Annotated in this window: 17 protein-coding genes; 9 read left to right on the forward strand and 8 right to left on the reverse strand. The window is 41.4% G+C overall.

The window, feature by feature from the left end; all coding sequences use genetic code 11:
* Positions 1 to 10: 10 nt before the first annotated feature.
* Genes waaF through BCT34_RS17480 form a run of 4 tightly spaced genes read left to right on the forward strand, consistent with a single transcriptional unit; the run spans position 11 to position 3,782 of the window.
* Positions 11 to 1,045, forward strand: coding sequence for a lipopolysaccharide heptosyltransferase II (gene waaF / locus BCT34_RS17465; RefSeq protein WP_076650716.1), 1,035 nt, complete (start codon positions 11 to 13; stop codon positions 1,043 to 1,045).
* Between the two features lie 2 nt (positions 1,046 to 1,047).
* Positions 1,048 to 1,833, forward strand: coding sequence for a glycosyltransferase (locus tag BCT34_RS17470; RefSeq protein ID WP_076650717.1), 786 nt, complete (start codon positions 1,048 to 1,050; stop codon positions 1,831 to 1,833).
* Positions 1,830 to 3,098: a lipid IV(A) 3-deoxy-D-manno-octulosonic acid transferase gene (gene waaA / locus BCT34_RS17475; protein ID WP_076650718.1), complete on the forward strand. Its 1,269-nt coding sequence runs from the start codon at positions 1,830 to 1,832 to the stop codon at positions 3,096 to 3,098. Before BCT34_RS17470 ends, waaA begins: the two co-directional genes overlap by 4 nt.
* 3 nt (positions 3,099 to 3,101) lie before the next feature.
* On the forward strand, positions 3,102 to 3,782 hold the full coding sequence (locus BCT34_RS17480; RefSeq protein ID WP_076650719.1) for an acyltransferase: 681 nt from the start codon (positions 3,102 to 3,104) through the stop codon (positions 3,780 to 3,782).
* Between the two features lie 57 nt (positions 3,783 to 3,839).
* Here BCT34_RS17480 and BCT34_RS17485 read toward each other — a convergent pair whose 3' ends face one another.
* Together BCT34_RS17485 and BCT34_RS17490 are read right to left on the reverse strand one after the other, a co-directional pair.
* The gene (locus BCT34_RS17485) at positions 3,840 to 5,864 is read right to left on the reverse strand and encodes an acyltransferase family protein (protein WP_076650720.1); all 2,025 of its coding nucleotides are present in this window, start codon (positions 5,862 to 5,864) and stop codon (positions 3,840 to 3,842) included.
* Positions 5,865 to 5,897: 33 nt separating this feature from the next.
* Positions 5,898 to 6,605 (reverse strand): 3-deoxy-D-manno-octulosonic acid kinase, encoded by a 708-nt coding sequence (locus tag BCT34_RS17490; RefSeq protein ID WP_076650721.1) that lies wholly within the window; start codon positions 6,603 to 6,605, stop codon positions 5,898 to 5,900.
* Positions 6,606 to 6,731: 126 nt separating this feature from the next.
* On the opposite strand from BCT34_RS17490, the gene BCT34_RS17495 reads away from it, so the two are divergent.
* Positions 6,732 to 7,775: a glycosyltransferase family 9 protein gene (locus BCT34_RS17495; RefSeq protein WP_076650722.1), complete on the forward strand. Its 1,044-nt coding sequence runs from the start codon at positions 6,732 to 6,734 to the stop codon at positions 7,773 to 7,775.
* An 82-nt stretch (positions 7,776 to 7,857) separates the two neighbouring features.
* The gene (locus BCT34_RS17500) at positions 7,858 to 8,646 is read left to right on the forward strand and encodes a glycosyltransferase family 2 protein (RefSeq protein WP_076650723.1); all 789 of its coding nucleotides are present in this window, start codon (positions 7,858 to 7,860) and stop codon (positions 8,644 to 8,646) included.
* A gap of 59 nt (positions 8,647 to 8,705) precedes the next feature.
* On the opposite strand, the gene BCT34_RS17505 is transcribed toward BCT34_RS17500, so the two are convergent.
* Positions 8,706 to 9,743 (reverse strand): glycosyltransferase family 9 protein, encoded by a 1,038-nt coding sequence (locus BCT34_RS17505; RefSeq protein ID WP_076650724.1) that lies wholly within the window; start codon positions 9,741 to 9,743, stop codon positions 8,706 to 8,708.
* A gap of 115 nt (positions 9,744 to 9,858) precedes the next feature.
* Here BCT34_RS17505 and coaD point away from each other — a divergent pair, with 115 nt between their 5' ends.
* Positions 9,859 to 10,353: a pantetheine-phosphate adenylyltransferase gene (coaD, locus tag BCT34_RS17510; RefSeq protein WP_076650725.1), complete on the forward strand. Its 495-nt coding sequence runs from the start codon at positions 9,859 to 9,861 to the stop codon at positions 10,351 to 10,353.
* A gap of 33 nt (positions 10,354 to 10,386) precedes the next feature.
* Here the strand turns inward: coaD and mutM are convergent, their stop codons facing one another.
* The 5 genes from mutM to radC form a co-directional block, all read right to left on the reverse strand.
* Positions 10,387 to 11,196: a bifunctional DNA-formamidopyrimidine glycosylase/DNA-(apurinic or apyrimidinic site) lyase gene (gene mutM / locus BCT34_RS17515; protein WP_076650726.1), complete on the reverse strand. Its 810-nt coding sequence runs from the start codon at positions 11,194 to 11,196 to the stop codon at positions 10,387 to 10,389.
* A gap of 3 nt (positions 11,197 to 11,199) precedes the next feature.
* A complete protein-coding gene (locus BCT34_RS17520) occupies positions 11,200 to 11,742 on the reverse strand; it encodes a hypothetical protein (protein WP_076650727.1) in 543 nt (180 codons plus the stop codon).
* Positions 11,743 to 11,977: 235 nt separating this feature from the next.
* Positions 11,978 to 12,145, reverse strand: a complete 168-nt coding sequence (gene rpmG / locus BCT34_RS17525; RefSeq protein WP_002535344.1) for a 50S ribosomal protein L33 — start codon at positions 12,143 to 12,145, stop codon at positions 11,978 to 11,980.
* A gap of 13 nt (positions 12,146 to 12,158) precedes the next feature.
* Positions 12,159 to 12,395 (reverse strand): 50S ribosomal protein L28, encoded by a 237-nt coding sequence (gene rpmB, locus BCT34_RS17530; protein WP_004728407.1) that lies wholly within the window; start codon positions 12,393 to 12,395, stop codon positions 12,159 to 12,161.
* A 291-nt stretch (positions 12,396 to 12,686) separates the two neighbouring features.
* Complete coding sequence (gene radC, locus BCT34_RS17535) at positions 12,687 to 13,361, reverse strand: DNA repair protein RadC (protein WP_076650728.1); 675 nt, start codon at positions 13,359 to 13,361, stop codon at positions 12,687 to 12,689.
* A gap of 224 nt (positions 13,362 to 13,585) precedes the next feature.
* Here radC and coaBC point away from each other — a divergent pair, with 224 nt between their 5' ends.
* Positions 13,586 to 14,827: a bifunctional phosphopantothenoylcysteine decarboxylase/phosphopantothenate--cysteine ligase CoaBC gene (gene coaBC / locus BCT34_RS17540; protein WP_076650729.1), complete on the forward strand. Its 1,242-nt coding sequence runs from the start codon at positions 13,586 to 13,588 to the stop codon at positions 14,825 to 14,827.
* Between the two features lie 139 nt (positions 14,828 to 14,966).
* Positions 14,967 to 15,557 carry a nucleoid occlusion factor SlmA gene (gene slmA / locus BCT34_RS17545; protein WP_017063086.1) on the forward strand — a complete coding sequence of 197 codons (591 nt, stop codon included), beginning with the start codon at positions 14,967 to 14,969 and terminating at the stop codon, positions 15,555 to 15,557.

The following is a 15,557-nucleotide window of genomic DNA, read 5'->3' on the forward strand; positions in this document are numbered from 1 at the left end:
CCTAACTCTCATGAAGATCTTAATTATTGGCCCATCTTGGGTAGGCGACATGGTCATGTCGCAAAGTTTATACATAAAACTGAAAATGCTGAATCCTAACGCTAGTATCGACGTGTTAGCTCCAGCGTGGTGCAAACCTATTTTAGAAAGAATGCCAGAAATCGATAATGCTCTAGAAATGCCGATTGGGCATGGTGAGTTTAATTTGCTAGGCAGAAAAAGACTAGGTAAACAACTCCAACAAAAAGAATATACTCACGCCTATATATTACCTAACTCAGCTAAATCAGCTCTAATACCTTGGTTCGCTAAAATTCCAGTAAGAATTGGGTGGAAAGGCGAGTTTAGATTTGGCCTATTGACGGACCTAAGACCCAATAAGCGAGTCTTTCAATATATGGTTGAACGATATGTAGCACTAGCCTACGATAAAGAAACGATGCGACAACAAGTCGACTTAGATGCCTGCCCTCAACCAAAACTTTCAATTGAAGAGTCCTCACAACAGGCTGCAATACTCCGACTAGGTTTATCACAATCCAAACCAGTAGTTGGTTTATGTCCAGGAGCCGAATTCGGACCAGCTAAAAGGTGGCCTGACAAACACTATGCTGAAGTTGCTTCTTATTTAATCAAGTCGGGTTATCAAGTATGGCTATTCGGTTCCGTTAAAGACCAAGAAGTCACCCATAAAATCCGTTCCGCTTTGCAGGAAGCACATAAACACGATTGCTTCGATCTAGCAGGTAAAACATCCCTCACAGAAGTCGTCGACTTGCTCGCTGTTTGCCAAACGGTTATTTCAAATGATTCAGGACTAATGCATGTATCTGCTGCAGTCGGTTGTAACATTGTGGCAATCTATGGTTCAAGCTCACCAAAATACACCCCACCACTTACAACTAAGCTACAAATGGTTCATACTGATATAGAGTGCCGTCCATGTTTTAAGCGAGAATGTCCTCTAGGACATCAAAATTGCTTAAACAAGTTAATGCCTCAGCAAGTCATTTCAGCAATTAATAGCTTTACGAGTAGTACCTAGCCATGAATAATTTCTGTGTAGTCGCGTCAAATCGCCTGATTAGACTCATTGGCAACATTTTTAAAATGTTGTCATACCCTTTCCATTTTTTATTTCCAAAAAAACGCTTCGAGATCCCTTCTTTATCAAAAGCTAAAGTGAATTCGTCTAAAGAAACGAACATTCCAAGGATAATTTGGCAAACCAATTTTTCTGCAAAAAGTACACTCCCTGTTTATATGAATTACCTTTTTAACCGGCTAATGTCTTTGAATTATGAATATAGGTATGTAAGTACAGAAGAAAGAGCTGAATTCATGAAGAAAAATTCATCAAAGCGTGTGTATAACGCATATATGCAACTTAACGATGGAGCTGCCCAAGCGGATCTTTGGAGACTTGTCACAATCCATAAAATGGGGGGAATCTATATGGATATAGATGCGACTCTTGTATGGCCTCTAAAACACATCCTCCCGAAGAATGAAAGTGCTATGTATGTTAAGCTAAAAAAAAATGACCATTATACAAATTTTTTCTTAGCCTCTTCGCCAAACAACCCAGATTATGCAATCGCCATCAATGACATTGTTGAAAATATAGAAAATAGAAATATTGAGAAAGGTGTTTATTTCCTAACCGGGCCGATGGTGATTACAAATGTACTGGAAAATAAGAAGGTATTTTCCAAAGAGCGAAAATACGTCTGTATCCAAGGTACATTTACAAATGAGCATTTCCAATACCTTGACAAGCCTAGAAGTAAGTGGACACATAAAAAACCAGAAGATCTTTTAAAGAGGATATGACCTTGATCCGAATCCTCTATACATTGGCACTGTTACTAGCTGCACCTTTTTTATTATTTAGCCTATTAAAAAGAAAACCAAATAAGCCTGTAATTGGATCTAGATGGAAAGAACTGTTTGGCTACGGCCCAGTCTTAAACTGCCGATCACAGGAAGTCATCTGGATTCATGCTGTCTCCGTAGGTGAAACGATTGCTGTGACTCCATTTATTAAAGCTCTTAAACAACAAAACCCTGATTTAACTGTTGTTTTAACAACGACTACGGCAACTGGAGCTAAGCAAGCAGAGTCCCTCAAAGACCTTGTTACTCATCGCTATATGCCAATTGACTTTTGTTTTACCGTGAGTAACTTTGTAAATCGTATTAACCCAAGCAAGTTAATTATTGTTGAAACGGAAATATGGCCTAACACTATTGAAATAGTTTCTAGATCAAAAACCCCCATATATATCCTTAATGCTCGGCTATCTGAAAAGTCATTTAAAAATTATCAAAAAGTACAAAAACTTTTTATTACAATGGCAGGGAAGTTAACGAAGGTATTATGCATTCATCAAGATGATGCCAAGCGATTCTCATTGCTAGGTGTTGAAGAAAATAAGATCCATATTACAGGATCAATAAAGTTTGATATCAAAACTAGCGATTCAGCTATTAAATCCGGACAAGCTTTAAGAAGAACCTTTGGCACTAAACGCCCTATTTGGGTAGCTGCAAGCACTCATAGTGGAGAAGATGAAAAAATACTTAAGGTTCATAAGAAGATATTAGAAAAAAAACCTGAAGCATTGCTTATTTTAATTCCAAGACATCCAGAAAGATTTAATTTGGTAAAAAAATTGGCTAGGCGAGAGTTTTCTACCAACTCAAGAACAAGTAAAATCCAATCAAACTCCAACATTGAAGTTTATATCGCTGATACTATGGGGGAAATGATAACGATTCTTTCTTCATCAGATATATGTTTCATGGGTGGTAGTTTTCTCGGCTCTAAAGTTGGAGGCCACAACTTATTAGAACCAGCGGCTTTAGGGATTCCTACGCTAATTGGACCTAGTTACTTTAATTTTAAAGATATAACTAAACAGTTGTCTGATGTCGGAGCAACCGAAGTAATCCATACTGAAGAGGAGCTTACAGATGCCTTATTAAACCTATTTAACAACCCCAAAGAGTTGAAGGAAAAAGGAATAGCAGCCTATGCTATCGTAGAGAAAAACACAGGGGCTATAAACAAATCTCTTTGCCACATATTAGGGTAGTCTATGTCATTAAAAAAAGTTTCTAAGGTATACCATTACGTCCGATGCATACCAAAAACCATTTTTTTCAATTTTTATTATCTTCCATTTACACAGGCGATTCATTTCCCAATACTTGTAAATTATAGAACTAAATTCATAGCTCTCGGAGGGGGTATAACTGTACCTAGAAATGCTAAAACTGGAAAAATAAAATTGGGCTTCGGGCGAGTACAAATATCTGATAACAAGTACTCAAGGTTTCTATGGAATGTCGAAAAAGAAGGGATTATCAATTTTGGTGAACACATTAAAGTTGGTACCGGCTCTAAATTGCATATAAGAGGAACGCTTAACATTGCTTCTGAGTGTAATTTCACAGGTGAAGCCACCATTATATGTAATAAAGAGATTAATTTTGGGCAAGGGTGTCTAATATCGTGGCAAACATTATTCATGGATTCTGATTTACACCGAGTTTCAAGAATTGATGGAACTCAAATAAACACAGATAAGATTATTAATATAAAAAACAAAGTATGGATAGGTGCTCGTTCTACCATACTGAAAGGTGTCGAAATCGGCTCTAATAGCGTTGTCGCCAGTTGTGCAATTGTAACAAAAAATCACCCTGATGAACGCGTAATCGGAAATAATTCAGCCAAAGTTATAGCCGACTTTACTGGATTAAAATTCCATTCATAAAACTAAGCTTCTCTCTTCGTTTATATTGAGAGAAGCCTAATTTCATATTTAGCTAAACTATTTCAATAGATCTTTAATTTGATTAACCTTTGCATCGTTTTTTAGCCATTTTTCAGCGAGAACTCTCGCCCCCTGAGAGCTTAAATGATTATTATCACTATAAATAGGAGTAGACCCTAGTTGGCTCTTACATATTTCTTGTTCACATAAAAGCTCAACAACTGGAATCAAGATAACTTCTGGATATTTATTCACAACATCTTTAATTATTTGATTCGCATACTTCTGACGTAACTCCATATCTTTAACTTTAAGGTCACAATTATCTGAAGTCAACCAAGGTATGTTTTCCGATTTAATAAGGCAGTTACTAGGCTTAAAAGAATAAGACGGTGCTTGCTCGAATAAAACAGGGGTAATGCCGTTAGAAACTAGCAACTCAATTGAGCGTTCTAACCCCATCTTCAGAGCTCTACGGCTATTTTTAATAGATTCAGTATAGTCCGAAGTATCACCTAAGAAGACTCGACTTCCTTTTTCACCTACCGCACGAGTAGTCTCTGTGTACATGGCCCAGCGACCTGCAATAAATACCATTGATGGCTTTGTTTTAATTATAAGTTCAGCAAGCTCATTATTTCTAGTCGAACAAGATGCTTCAGGTTCACCATGTTTCACTAAATCAGAGCCAAGTAATGGAGGGCACCCCCCTAACCCACCAAATAGTGAAGAGAACCCAAACTCATTACCTAATTCATCCACAAAGCTTCTAAAATGTCCACCATGCGAATCACCCCATATAAATGTTGAAACTGGCTTTTCAACATCACCAATAATGTAAGGTTCAAAAGGGAAAAAGTCTTCTGTTTGGGGCTGTCCTAACTTCTCTTCATCATAGGTATAACTGGACGTTTGATATAAACGTAAAGCCTCATCCGTGAAGCGCTCAGGGTAACCATCATTCGAGGCGATATTTTTTGCAGCGACAATAGATAGAGTTACTGGAAGAATGAAATAAAATAGATACACCCAACGTTTTCTAAGATCAAAATGACGTAATGGGTTTTCTATCAACTTCCACGAGGCGACAGAAAGCAAGACTGTTATGAGTCCACATATCAATGCGTCTCTTACAGTAAAAACGTCATTGTAATAGCGGTAAAATGCTAGTACCGGCCAATGCCACAAATATAGGGAGTAAGATAAACGACCAACTAGCACAATAGGTTTTTGACTTAACAACGAAGACAATAGCGTAGTTCTGGACTCCCCAGAGAAAATGATCATCGCTGATGCTACTGCAACCCAAAATGCGTTAATACCGGGGAAGACACTATTCTTATCGAGGAAAAAAGCTAATACACATAAGCTGGTAAACCCAATAATGCCACTCAGTTGATAGACATGCCTTGAGAATGAAACCCCTTTTTCTCTCTTATAGAAAAAGATTATCGATAGCAGCGCACCGATCAAAAGCTCAAAGCCTCGGCTTTGAATTAAGTAATAACCCGCACCAGGCTGAGTTAAAGAGATAAATTCCGAATATCCAAGCAAACTAAATAGAGTGACTACCATCAGTATGGCGAATGCTTTCTTACTCAAAAGTTTAGACGCTACAAGTAAAGCTAGTGGCCAAACAAAATAAAATTGTTCTTCAATCGAAAGTGACCATGTATGCAATAAAGGTAGAGTTTCAGATGTTGGAGCAAAGTAACCTGATAGCCTTTCGAAATATATATTTGCAATAAATGAACTCGCATACCTCCAACTATCAGCAAAACTTGAAAAGTCATTGGGTGTATACAACAAATATGACAAAGCCAAACTACTTAATGAGACAACGTAAAAAAGCGGTAATATGCGCTTAATTCTTTTAACGTAGAATTCATTAAATGAAAATTTTTTAGTTAGTATTTGCGGATAAATTGCTGAAGTGATGATATAGCCCGAGATAACAAAAAAGACATCAACCCCAATGAATCCGCCAGGTATCCAACTTCCATTCATATGGAAAATTATCACTAAAATAACAGCTATAGCTCTAAGACCATCAATATCTGGCCTGTACTTTATATTACTCATTCTTGTACTACTCAATTCACATTCATTAATAATTTAGTTCGAGTTAAACGCAGTATTAACAACGTAGTTCCACTCGCTCTCATCCCACTTAATTTGGCGCTTGTTGAGCTCTTTAATGAACGAGCGCTTAAGTCTATCTAAGTTACCTTGCTTCCAACTGTTACCTAGCTGTTGGTAGCACTTATCAAAATCGATGATCCAGACGGTGTTATTCTCATCAATCAGGATATTGTGAATGTTTAGGTCTGTGTGGTTGACTTGAGCTTCATGCATCTTTTTAATCTGATCACCAATTTTCTTGTACATATCAGCAGATAACGAGCGTTCTTGAAGAATTGAAAACAAATCCCGTGCATTTGGAATTTTCTCACTTAACAAATCAGCCTGATAGCAGAACTTACGCCTAACGGCGCGAGCCGCAATCGGTCTTGGGACATTAACCCCAGCCTCGGTAAGTAGGTTCAATAACTGAAACTCTTGATAACTGCGTGTATTTTTCCAGCCAGGAAAAATGTAGTGGTCTTTAACTAACTTTCCAAATAAACCACCACGGTGATAATGCCGCAGAGCTGCATCTATCTTCTCAGTTTGCACAAACCAAGTCGTGCCTCGACCTTGCGCGCTACCCACAACTTTACCGGCTTGTTGCCAAAATTCAGGGTCAAAGCACCGGCTGGGCTCTTCTGACAATAATACTTCGTCATACCAAATTGTTTGATTATCTAGAGTCAGTTCTCTCATTTTTATCTCGATCTACTCTTCAGCTTTAATAGTGGCAAAAGCCTCGCTAATACAGTTGCAACAACATTTTACATCTAATGGTACTATCTGCATAATCCTTGATAACTTTCTCTACGTGGCACTCTTATGGCTCTTTTTTCTTCAGCTCCTAAATCGCTTTGTATTTTGCGTCTATCTGCAATCGGGGATGTGTGCAATACCATTGCAGCAGTACAATCAATTCAAAAACAGTGGCCTACGACCCAAATAACTTGGATCACGGGAAAGTTAGAAGCTCAATTAATCAAGGACCTAAAAGGTATTGATGTCATAGTCTTCGATAAGAAACAAGGTTGGAAAGCTTACACACAACTTTGGAAGGAACTTGAAGGCCAGAGATTCGACGCACTTTTACATATGCAATATGCGTTTCGAGCAAGCGTTGCGACATTAGGGATCAAAGCAAGATACAAACTCGGTTTCGATACTGCGCGTAGCCAAGACTTTCAAACTCTCTTCACGAATGTAAAAGTTCCCTCGCCCAAAGAGACACATGTGCTAGATGGCCTACTCGCATTCGCTACATGCTTAGGCGTTAAAGATACCAAAGCATCATGGCAACTAGGCTACAATTTTCACGATAAAACGTGGGCGGAACAGCAAATAATGCCACAGAGAAAAAACCTGGTGATAGTACCAGCAGCCAGTAAAGGCTATAAAAACTGGATGGCTGAAGGGTACACGGCAGTGATAACCCACGCCCAACAGCAAGGCTGGAATATCCTACTCGCTGGTAGCCCTGCACAAATTGAGCTGGATTTAGCCTCTGACATAGAAAAACTCATTACTAATCCGGTGACCAACCTAGTTGGTAAAAGTAGCTTAAAACAAATGCTCGCTTTACTCGATTTAGCTGATTTAGTTATCGCGCCTGATACAGGACCAGCCCACATGGCCAATGCTATGAACACGCCGGTTATCGGTTTGTATGCACACCATAACCCTGAACGCACAGGACCATATTTATATCGTGATTATGTTGTCTCTGCTTACGATGAGGCGATAAAAGCAGAAACAGGGAAGGACAAATCTGAGTTAAGTTGGCGTTCACGAGTCAAAGACGAACAAGCAATGCAACGTATCCAAGCGAAGGACGTTATCGCCATGTTTAATAAAGTAACGCAAGGTTGAACTAGTTCTATCCACCATATTTCACGCTACACTATTGCGATAGCTGAAAATCACTAAATAAACACCACCCAACATTCGAGGTATGAGAGTGACCAAACCAACATTAGCCGTAGCTTTAATTGTCAAAAATGAAGCTCAGCACTTAAAAGCGTGTTTAGATACCGTTCATGATTGGGTTGATGAAATCGTTGTGATGGATTCAGGCAGCACAGACAACACTGAAGAAATTGCACGAACTTATACCAACAATTTTGTTGTCAATGATACTTGGCCTGGCTTTGGCCCTCAGCGTCGTCTTGCTCAATCTCATATCAAATCAGATTACGTACTTTGGCTAGATGCCGATGAACGTGTCACTCCAGAATTAAAAGAAAGCATATTAGCGGCAGTGTCAACCAATCAGCCAAATGTACTTTATAGCTTTTCACGTTTAAGCTGGGTTTTTGGTCGCTACATTCGTCACTGTGGCTGGTATCCCGACCGAGTACTACGCCTATACCCAACGAAGCTAACTCAATACAACGACTCACTTGTTCACGAGAAAGTTGAAACCTCGGCTGACATGAAAGTAGAAAAATTAGCGGGTGATGCTATTCATTATACTTATAACGATATGAAACATTACTTAATTAAATCAGCAGGTTATGCAGAGGCATGGGCAGAACAACGTCATAAACGAGGTAAGAAAAGCAGTATTAGCCAAGGTATTTTTCATGCATTCGGCTGCTTCTTAAAAATGTATGTGCTGAAAGCAGGCTTTCTCGATGGTAAACAAGGCTTCTTGTTATCCTTATTGTCAGCGCATTCAACCTTTGTTAAGTACGCTGATTTATGGATTCGAACCAGTACAGATGAAATGCCCAAGTATTAAAACTCACCTTTGATACTGACTTTCCCTCACTGCACACATGATTAGAGAGGATCTTAGCCTTAATTAACTAAGATCTTCTCAATCCATTGGTTAAACTCACCAACAAGCGTAGCAATCTCAATACGACTCATATCATCTTGACTAGCTTTATCACCTGTTTGTGGCGGGCAAAAAGCTAAATGACGACCTTCCGAGTTAATCGGTTTCCACCTTAACGGCGTTGCTGAACGTTTGCTTGGGAAGAAACCTACCGTTGGCACATCTATCGCCGCAGCAATATGTAATGGTCCAGTAGAGCCCGCGATAAACAAATCTGCGCAAGCAATTGAGCGTGCAAAATCCACCAACCCATCATTTTTGTCATACACCACCGAATGAACAGAGTGCTGTGTCAATAACAATTGTAGTTCTTTGGCTTTCTCTTGTTCGCCAGGCCCTGCGGTTAATACAAATTCAACATCACGCTCTAAGCCTACTGATAACTCAGTATATTGTTGTAAGGACAAGTTATTAGCGGAGCCGCCACTCCCAGCATGGAGAAACACCCAAGGTTTACTTTGGTTCAGTTCAAACTGCTTCGCCAATTTCAGCTTTTGTAATTCTAACTCTTCGTAGTTAAAACTTAAAAAAGGAGCTTCCGGTTCGATGATACTTTCACCGGCATCATTCAAAAATGCACGGACTAAATCTAAATTGTATTCAAACTCCGGTTTAGCAGATTGAGAGCGTTTCTGTTTGATGCGATGATTATAAAAAATTTGTGCTAGTTTGGTTGCAGGAGCAAGGCGGTATGGAATTCGAGCTTTCCATACCAATAAGGCATTATAAGTCGTAGAGAATAAGCTGATAGAGGCATCAAACTGCTGCGCCTTAATATCTGAGATTAACTGCTTCTGCTCTGATTTACCTGCTTTCTCCGTAGGATCAATCATTACCTCATCAATCCAAGGGCAAAGCTTCGCAAGTGCAACCGTATAACTCGGCACCAAAGCAGTGATATGACAACAAGGCATTGATGATTTCAACATAGCGAAACTCGGCCATGCCAACATAAAGTCACCAATTTTGTCATTTCTAATTACTAGCAGCTTTTTCATATCCTACTTATCTTCTATTGCTCACAATTCACAAACTCTATACTACCTACTTCAATAGGTAATTTTGAGCCTTTTTGTTAAGATTGAATGAGATATAACATAGTGAGTAAATATTGTGACTAAAAAACGCCTCTCTCGCGTCATCTACCCTGGTACTTTTGACCCTATCACTAACGGCCATCTTGATCTTATCGAGCGAGCGGCAGAAATGTTCGATGAAGTGATCATAGCAATCGCAGCAAGCCCGAGTAAAAAGACCATGTTTACTCTTGCAGAACGCGTCGACTTTGCAGCAGAAGTAACCCAGCACCTAAACAACGTGTCTTCGAAAGGCTTCTCTGGTTTGATGGTAGACTTTGCACGGGATGAGAAAGCAAATGTTCTCATTCGTGGTTTACGTACAACAGTCGACTTCGAGTACGAATTTGGTCTGACCAATATGTATCGCCGTTTAATGCCTGATTTAGAGAGCGTTTTTTTAACTCCAGCAGAAGAGCATGCTTTTATTTCTTCCACGATCGTGCGTGAAGTGGCTATTCACGGTGGCGATGTTGACCAGTTTGTCCCAAAGATCGTCGCAGATGCATTACACCAGAAAGGCTCTGCATAACTTCAAGAGCTCACTTGAAGTTATAATTCAGATTTATATCTGACATTGAGAGCAAAAAAACGTATTTCTCTGTCCAATTTTTTGCTCTTCAATTTTCTCACCGCAACTCGGGCACTTTTCACCAGCTTTACCGTAAACTTGCAGTTCTTGTGCGAAGTATCCGGGCTTACCATCTGCTTGGGCGAAATCTTTAAGCGTAGTACCGCCTTGTTTGATGGCGGTAGCGAGTACTTGTTTAATCTCTTGGGTCAACAAGACCCACTCTTCTTTTGTCACTTTACTTGCTGGGCGCAAAGGGCTAATACGTGAAGAAAATAGTGCTTCATTGGCGTAGATGTTCCCTACCCCGACCACAACTTTATTGTCCATGATAAACTGCTTTACGGCCACTTTACGTTTTTCTGCCTTCTCGGCTATGTAGTCAGCGTTGAAGTCGTCAGTTAGTGGCTCAGGGCCAGAACCAAGCAGCACTGAGTGGATTTCATCGGGCGCTGACCACAACCAAGCACCGAAGCGGCGCGGATCGTTATAACGCAGCACTTTGCCATTGGTGAGCTTAAGATCCACGTGATCGTGCTTTGCTGCTGGGAAGTCCGTATCTAACACGCGCAGTGAGCCAGACATACCAAGGTGAACAATGGCAGTGCCAGTCTCCGTCTCAATCAATAGGTACTTAGCTCGGCGTGAGATAGAGCGAATCACCTGCCCTTCTAATCGCTTCAATTCTTGAGGGATATCCCAGCGCAGCTTAGGAGTGCGAAAGGTAAGCGTTTTAATGGTCTCGCCGACTAAATGAGGCGAGATCCCCATACGGCTTACTTCGACTTCGGGTAATTCAGGCATAATCTAGTCGTCCGATTTAGGTGGTTTGTCTGATTTAAATGAAGGTTTCGAGCTAAAATTTGGAAACAGGTAGCTCTCTTCAATAGACACCGCCAACCACTGATCATTCCAGTTTTTTAACAACCAGAACTCAGGCAATTGATAATAGGTAATACGCTGGGGCTCTTCTTGGTCTTGATACCATACTTCGATGGTGTGTGGTGTCTTTAACCGAGGCGTAAGGTCTGTGTAGGTCTGTGAGTCGACTTCCGTGCCCACAAGCTCTTTCCAACGTTGTGACAACTCTTGTGCATTGGTGGTTTGAGGGAAGTCTGTATCTTTGAACTGGAAAACCCATTGATTGTCTTGTTGAATGACAGACCACTTGGCAAAGTGCAAGGCTTGAAGTTCTGCTACTGGGTTAAGAAGATAAGGATAAGGGCTATCAACCTGCGGCTCAGGTTCGATAAGGTACGCTTTGATCAAAGTTGGAAGGTTCAATACACCAATAAAAGCGATCACGCTTAGCATGAGTATATTGTTCCATCGGCGTCCACGATATCTCATCTGATTCTGCTCATCTAACCTATTCAGTAATCAGTATATCGTGAAAGTGGGAAGACTTTCTATGTTGAGTGGTTTTCTGCCAAATATGCCCTTTACCTGTACGCCTTCTACTAATTAAGTGCGACACCAGCCAAGGGTTGTTGAATAGCTCAAATTTTAGATATAAAAAAACCCAGCGATTAAGCTGGGTTTTTCAATTCTTTCTTCTACTGAAGAAGAGCAAAAAAAGCATCAATTACTTGATTTTAGCTTCTTTGTACATAACGTGTTGGCGAACTACTGGATCAAACTTTTTGATCTCAAATTTGCCTGGCATGTTACGCTTGTTCTTATCAGTTGTGTAGAAGTGACCAGTACCTGCAGAAGATACTAGACGAATTTTCTCACGAATGCCTTTAGCCATTGCTTAATTCCTCTTAAACGTTTTCGCCACGTGCACGGATATCAACAAGAACAGCATCGATGCCTTTCTTATCAATGATACGCATGCCTTTAGCAGTTAGACGTAGTTTAACAAAACGTTTTTCGCTCTCTACCCAGAAACGATGAGTTTGTAGGTTCGGCAGAAAACGGCGCTTAGTAGCATTGCGTGCGTGTGAACGGTTGTTACCCGTTACTGGACGCTTACCAGTTACTTGGCATACTCGGGACATGAATGTCTTCTCCAATCGTTTCAGCTCGATATCAACCTTGGTGGCCGAACCTCTCTATCAATAAAAATAGAAGGTAAAAACCGTTATGGAAAATCCATACAAGGCTATCAAAGGTCGCGCATTATACTAACTTGACACGCATTGCTCAAGACCCGAACAGATCCTTTTTACGGATTTCGTGATCTTTTTTTGTGCAGCGCAGCTTGCTTGAGTAATCAGAGCTGATTTTAGGTCTAAAAATGTGGGCGGAATAATAGCAGATTTAACGCAACTAACAACCTAAAATGTGATTCAAATCCATCCACGCTCTGCAAAAGAGACAACTTCACCGTCTCCAACCACAAAATGGTCGAGAACTCGGATGTCCACCAGCGCTAATGCATCGGTTAATCGCCGTGTAATCCGCCTGTCCGCTTGGCTAGGCTCTGCGACACCTGAAGGATGGTTATGCGCTAAGATTAATGCCGCCGCATTATGATGAAGTGCCCGTTTAACCACTTCTCGTGGGTAAACTGATGCGGCATCGATGGTTCCTTCAAACATCACTTCGTCTTTTATTACCCTATTTTGGTTATCGAGGAACAATATATAGAAGGCTTCTCGCTGGCGGTCGCGCAATATGCTTGAAAGATAAAGCTTTGTATGACTCGGGCTAGTAAGTGCATCACCTCGAGATAAAGTCTCTGCGAGATAGCGCTGCGTCATCTCTAACACAGCCTGCAACTGAACATACTTGGCTTGCCCCATCCCTTTATGAGCGCAAAATTCTTCCTCAGTTGCAGAAAAAAGATGACGAAGCGAGCCAAAATCTTTGATCAACTTGTCTGCTAACTCCAACACATTCATTCCTTGTGTCCCTGTTCGCAGAAATATCGCGAGCAGTTCCGCATCACTCAAAGAATCAGGCCCTCGACTCAATAACTTTTCTCTCGGCATCGATTCGGCAGGCATTTTGTCTATTGGCATATCAAAGCTAACCACTGGTCATGAACACGACCCACCACCCTAATGAGATCGTAATCAGAGATCCTTCGATTGAAATAAAAGGAAACGACTCACTAGCAAAAACGTGTAATTGATAAGTTTGATAACACCAACTTGATGAGCGTCAAATCTGTTCCGGTTCTGCTTCTAGGCACTCTTCCTTTGTTCTGATATCGTAAGTCGCAGAAAAATTAAGGAACAGAATCATGCAAACACAGGTTAATCCACTGAGTAACGCTGACCAACAAGGCCTAGCAGGGAAAAAAATTCTACTTGGCATTAGTGGTGGTATCGCTGCTTATAAATGTGCCGAACTGACTCGCCGCCTCATTGAGCGCGGAGCACAAGTACAGGTCGTCATGACAAATGCAGCCAAGGAGTTCATCACTCCCCTCACCATGCAAGCCGTCTCAGGAAGGCCAGTGTCTGATAGTTTGCTTGATCCTGCTGCTGAGGCTTCCATGGGACACATTGAGCTCGCAAAGTGGGCTGACTTGGTATTATTAGCACCAGCAACGGCTGACCTGATTGCACGTATGACAGCAGGGATGGGTAACGACTTGCTAACTACTTTGGTTTTAGCAACCGATGCGCCAGTTGCGGTATCTCCGGCAATGAACCAACAAATGTACAGCCACCCTGCCACTCAAGAGAATATCGCAACACTAAAACGTCGTGGTTGTGAGATTTGGGGACCGGCGGCTGGCGAGCAAGCGTGTGGTGATGTCGGTATGGGCCGCATGCTAGAACCGATGCAGCTCGTGCACCGCTGTGAAGACTTTTTCCAACCTAAACCACTTGCTGGTCGATCTGTGCTTATTACTGCAGGCCCGACTCGTGAAGCGATCGACCCTGTACGTTACATTACTAATCACAGTTCAGGAAAAATGGGCTATGCACTAGCTGAAGCAGCCGCTAAACAAGGCGCTGCGGTTACTTTAGTCAGTGGCCCAGTATCACTCGCGACACCGAATAATGTCACTCGCGTTGATGTTGATAGCGCTCAACAGATGCTAGATGCCGTTTCTTCACGCGCAGCTCAGCACGACATTTTCATCGGTTGTGCTGCAGTTGCAGACTATCGCCCTGAGTCCATCGCAGACCAAAAGCTCAAAAAGGTTGATGGTAAAGACGACATGACCATTCAAATGGTTAAGAACCCTGATATCGTCGCTTCTGTTGCTGCAATGACTGAAGACCGCCCATTTACTGTTGGGTTTGCGGCTGAAACGCAAGATGTTGAAAAATACGCGCGCGGTAAGTTAGAAAGAAAGAACCTCGACATGATTTGCGCCAATGATGTGTCTGTCGAAGGCCAAGGCTTCAATAGCAGTAACAATGAGCTGCACCTTTATTGGAAAGGCGGCGATAAATCTCTGCCGTTGGATAGCAAAGACACCCTTGGTTTCCAGATCCTCGATCAGATCCAACAGCTTATTGATGCATAAATGCACAAATTTGCTCTGACAATCTGCTGACACCTCTCGATTCTGTTGACCTAGGGCTTACAAAACTAGGAAACAGAATTGAATGGTGTTTATAATCCTTCTTCACTCAATCCTCATCTTTAGGAAAGGAAGTAAATAGATGGCTGGTGCTCGAAAATCAAACCGTCGTGAAGAAATCCTACAAGCTCTCGCACAAATGTTGGAATCGACCGAAGGTGCTTCTCGTATCACAACGGTAAAGTTGGCTAAGCAAGTGGGTGTTTCTGAAGCTGCGTTATACCGCCACTTCCCAAGCAAAGCTCGCATGTTTGAAGGCCTGATCGAGTTCATTGAAGAAGCGTTGATGTCTCGAATCAACCGTATTCTAGATGAAGAGAAAGACACGCTAGAGCGCATACGCCTAGTGCTACAACTTATCTTAGTTTTCTCAGAACGTAACCCAGGCCTGACTCGAATTTTGTCTGGCCATGCTCTAATGTTTGAGAATGAACGCCTACGCGACCGCATCAACCAGCTTTTCGAACGCATTGAGACGCAACTTCGCCAGATCCTGCGTGAAAGAAAGCTTCGTGAAGGGAAATCATTCCCGGTTGATGAGAAGATCTTAGCCGCTCAGCTGCTCGGTCAAGTTGAAGGCAGCTTGAATCGATTTGTTCGCTCAGACTTCAAATATCAACCGACAGAAAACTTTGATGCTTACTGGGCACTGCTAAGCGCACAAATTAAGTGA

Origin of the sequence: Vibrio sp. 10N.261.45.E2, assembly GCF_002875705.1 — a bacterium.
Taxonomy (GTDB): domain Bacteria; phylum Pseudomonadota; class Gammaproteobacteria; order Enterobacterales; family Vibrionaceae; genus Vibrio.

Excerpts from the sequence above, each read along its gene's own strand:
- waaF (WP_076650716.1), top strand. The coding sequence starts at position 11 with ATGAAGATCTTAATTATTGGCCCATCTTGGGTAGGCGACATGGTCATG.
- BCT34_RS17470 (WP_076650717.1), top strand. The coding sequence starts at position 1,048 with ATGAATAATTTCTGTGTAGTCGCGTCAAATCGCCTGATTAGACTCATT.
- waaA (WP_076650718.1), top strand. The coding sequence starts at position 1,830 with ATGACCTTGATCCGAATCCTCTATACATTGGCACTGTTACTAGCTGCA.
- BCT34_RS17480 (WP_076650719.1), top strand. The coding sequence starts at position 3,102 with ATGTCATTAAAAAAAGTTTCTAAGGTATACCATTACGTCCGATGCATA.
- BCT34_RS17485 (WP_076650720.1), bottom strand. The coding sequence starts at position 5,864 with ATGAGTAATATAAAGTACAGGCCAGATATTGATGGTCTTAGAGCTATA.
- BCT34_RS17490 (WP_076650721.1), bottom strand. The coding sequence starts at position 6,605 with ATGAGAGAACTGACTCTAGATAATCAAACAATTTGGTATGACGAAGTA.
- BCT34_RS17495 (WP_076650722.1), top strand. The coding sequence starts at position 6,732 with ATGGCTCTTTTTTCTTCAGCTCCTAAATCGCTTTGTATTTTGCGTCTA.
- BCT34_RS17500 (WP_076650723.1), top strand. The coding sequence starts at position 7,858 with ATGAGAGTGACCAAACCAACATTAGCCGTAGCTTTAATTGTCAAAAAT.
- BCT34_RS17505 (WP_076650724.1), bottom strand. The coding sequence starts at position 9,743 with ATGAAAAAGCTGCTAGTAATTAGAAATGACAAAATTGGTGACTTTATG.
- mutM (WP_076650726.1), bottom strand. The coding sequence starts at position 11,196 with ATGCCTGAATTACCCGAAGTCGAAGTAAGCCGTATGGGGATCTCGCCT.
- BCT34_RS17520 (WP_076650727.1), bottom strand. The coding sequence starts at position 11,742 with ATGAGATATCGTGGACGCCGATGGAACAATATACTCATGCTAAGCGTG.
- rpmG (WP_002535344.1), bottom strand. The coding sequence starts at position 12,145 with ATGGCTAAAGGCATTCGTGAGAAAATTCGTCTAGTATCTTCTGCAGGT.
- rpmB (WP_004728407.1), bottom strand. The coding sequence starts at position 12,395 with ATGTCCCGAGTATGCCAAGTAACTGGTAAGCGTCCAGTAACGGGTAAC.
- radC (WP_076650728.1), bottom strand. The coding sequence starts at position 13,361 with ATGCCAATAGACAAAATGCCTGCCGAATCGATGCCGAGAGAAAAGTTA.
- coaBC (WP_076650729.1), top strand. The coding sequence starts at position 13,586 with ATGCAAACACAGGTTAATCCACTGAGTAACGCTGACCAACAAGGCCTA.
- slmA (WP_017063086.1), top strand. The coding sequence starts at position 14,967 with ATGGCTGGTGCTCGAAAATCAAACCGTCGTGAAGAAATCCTACAAGCT.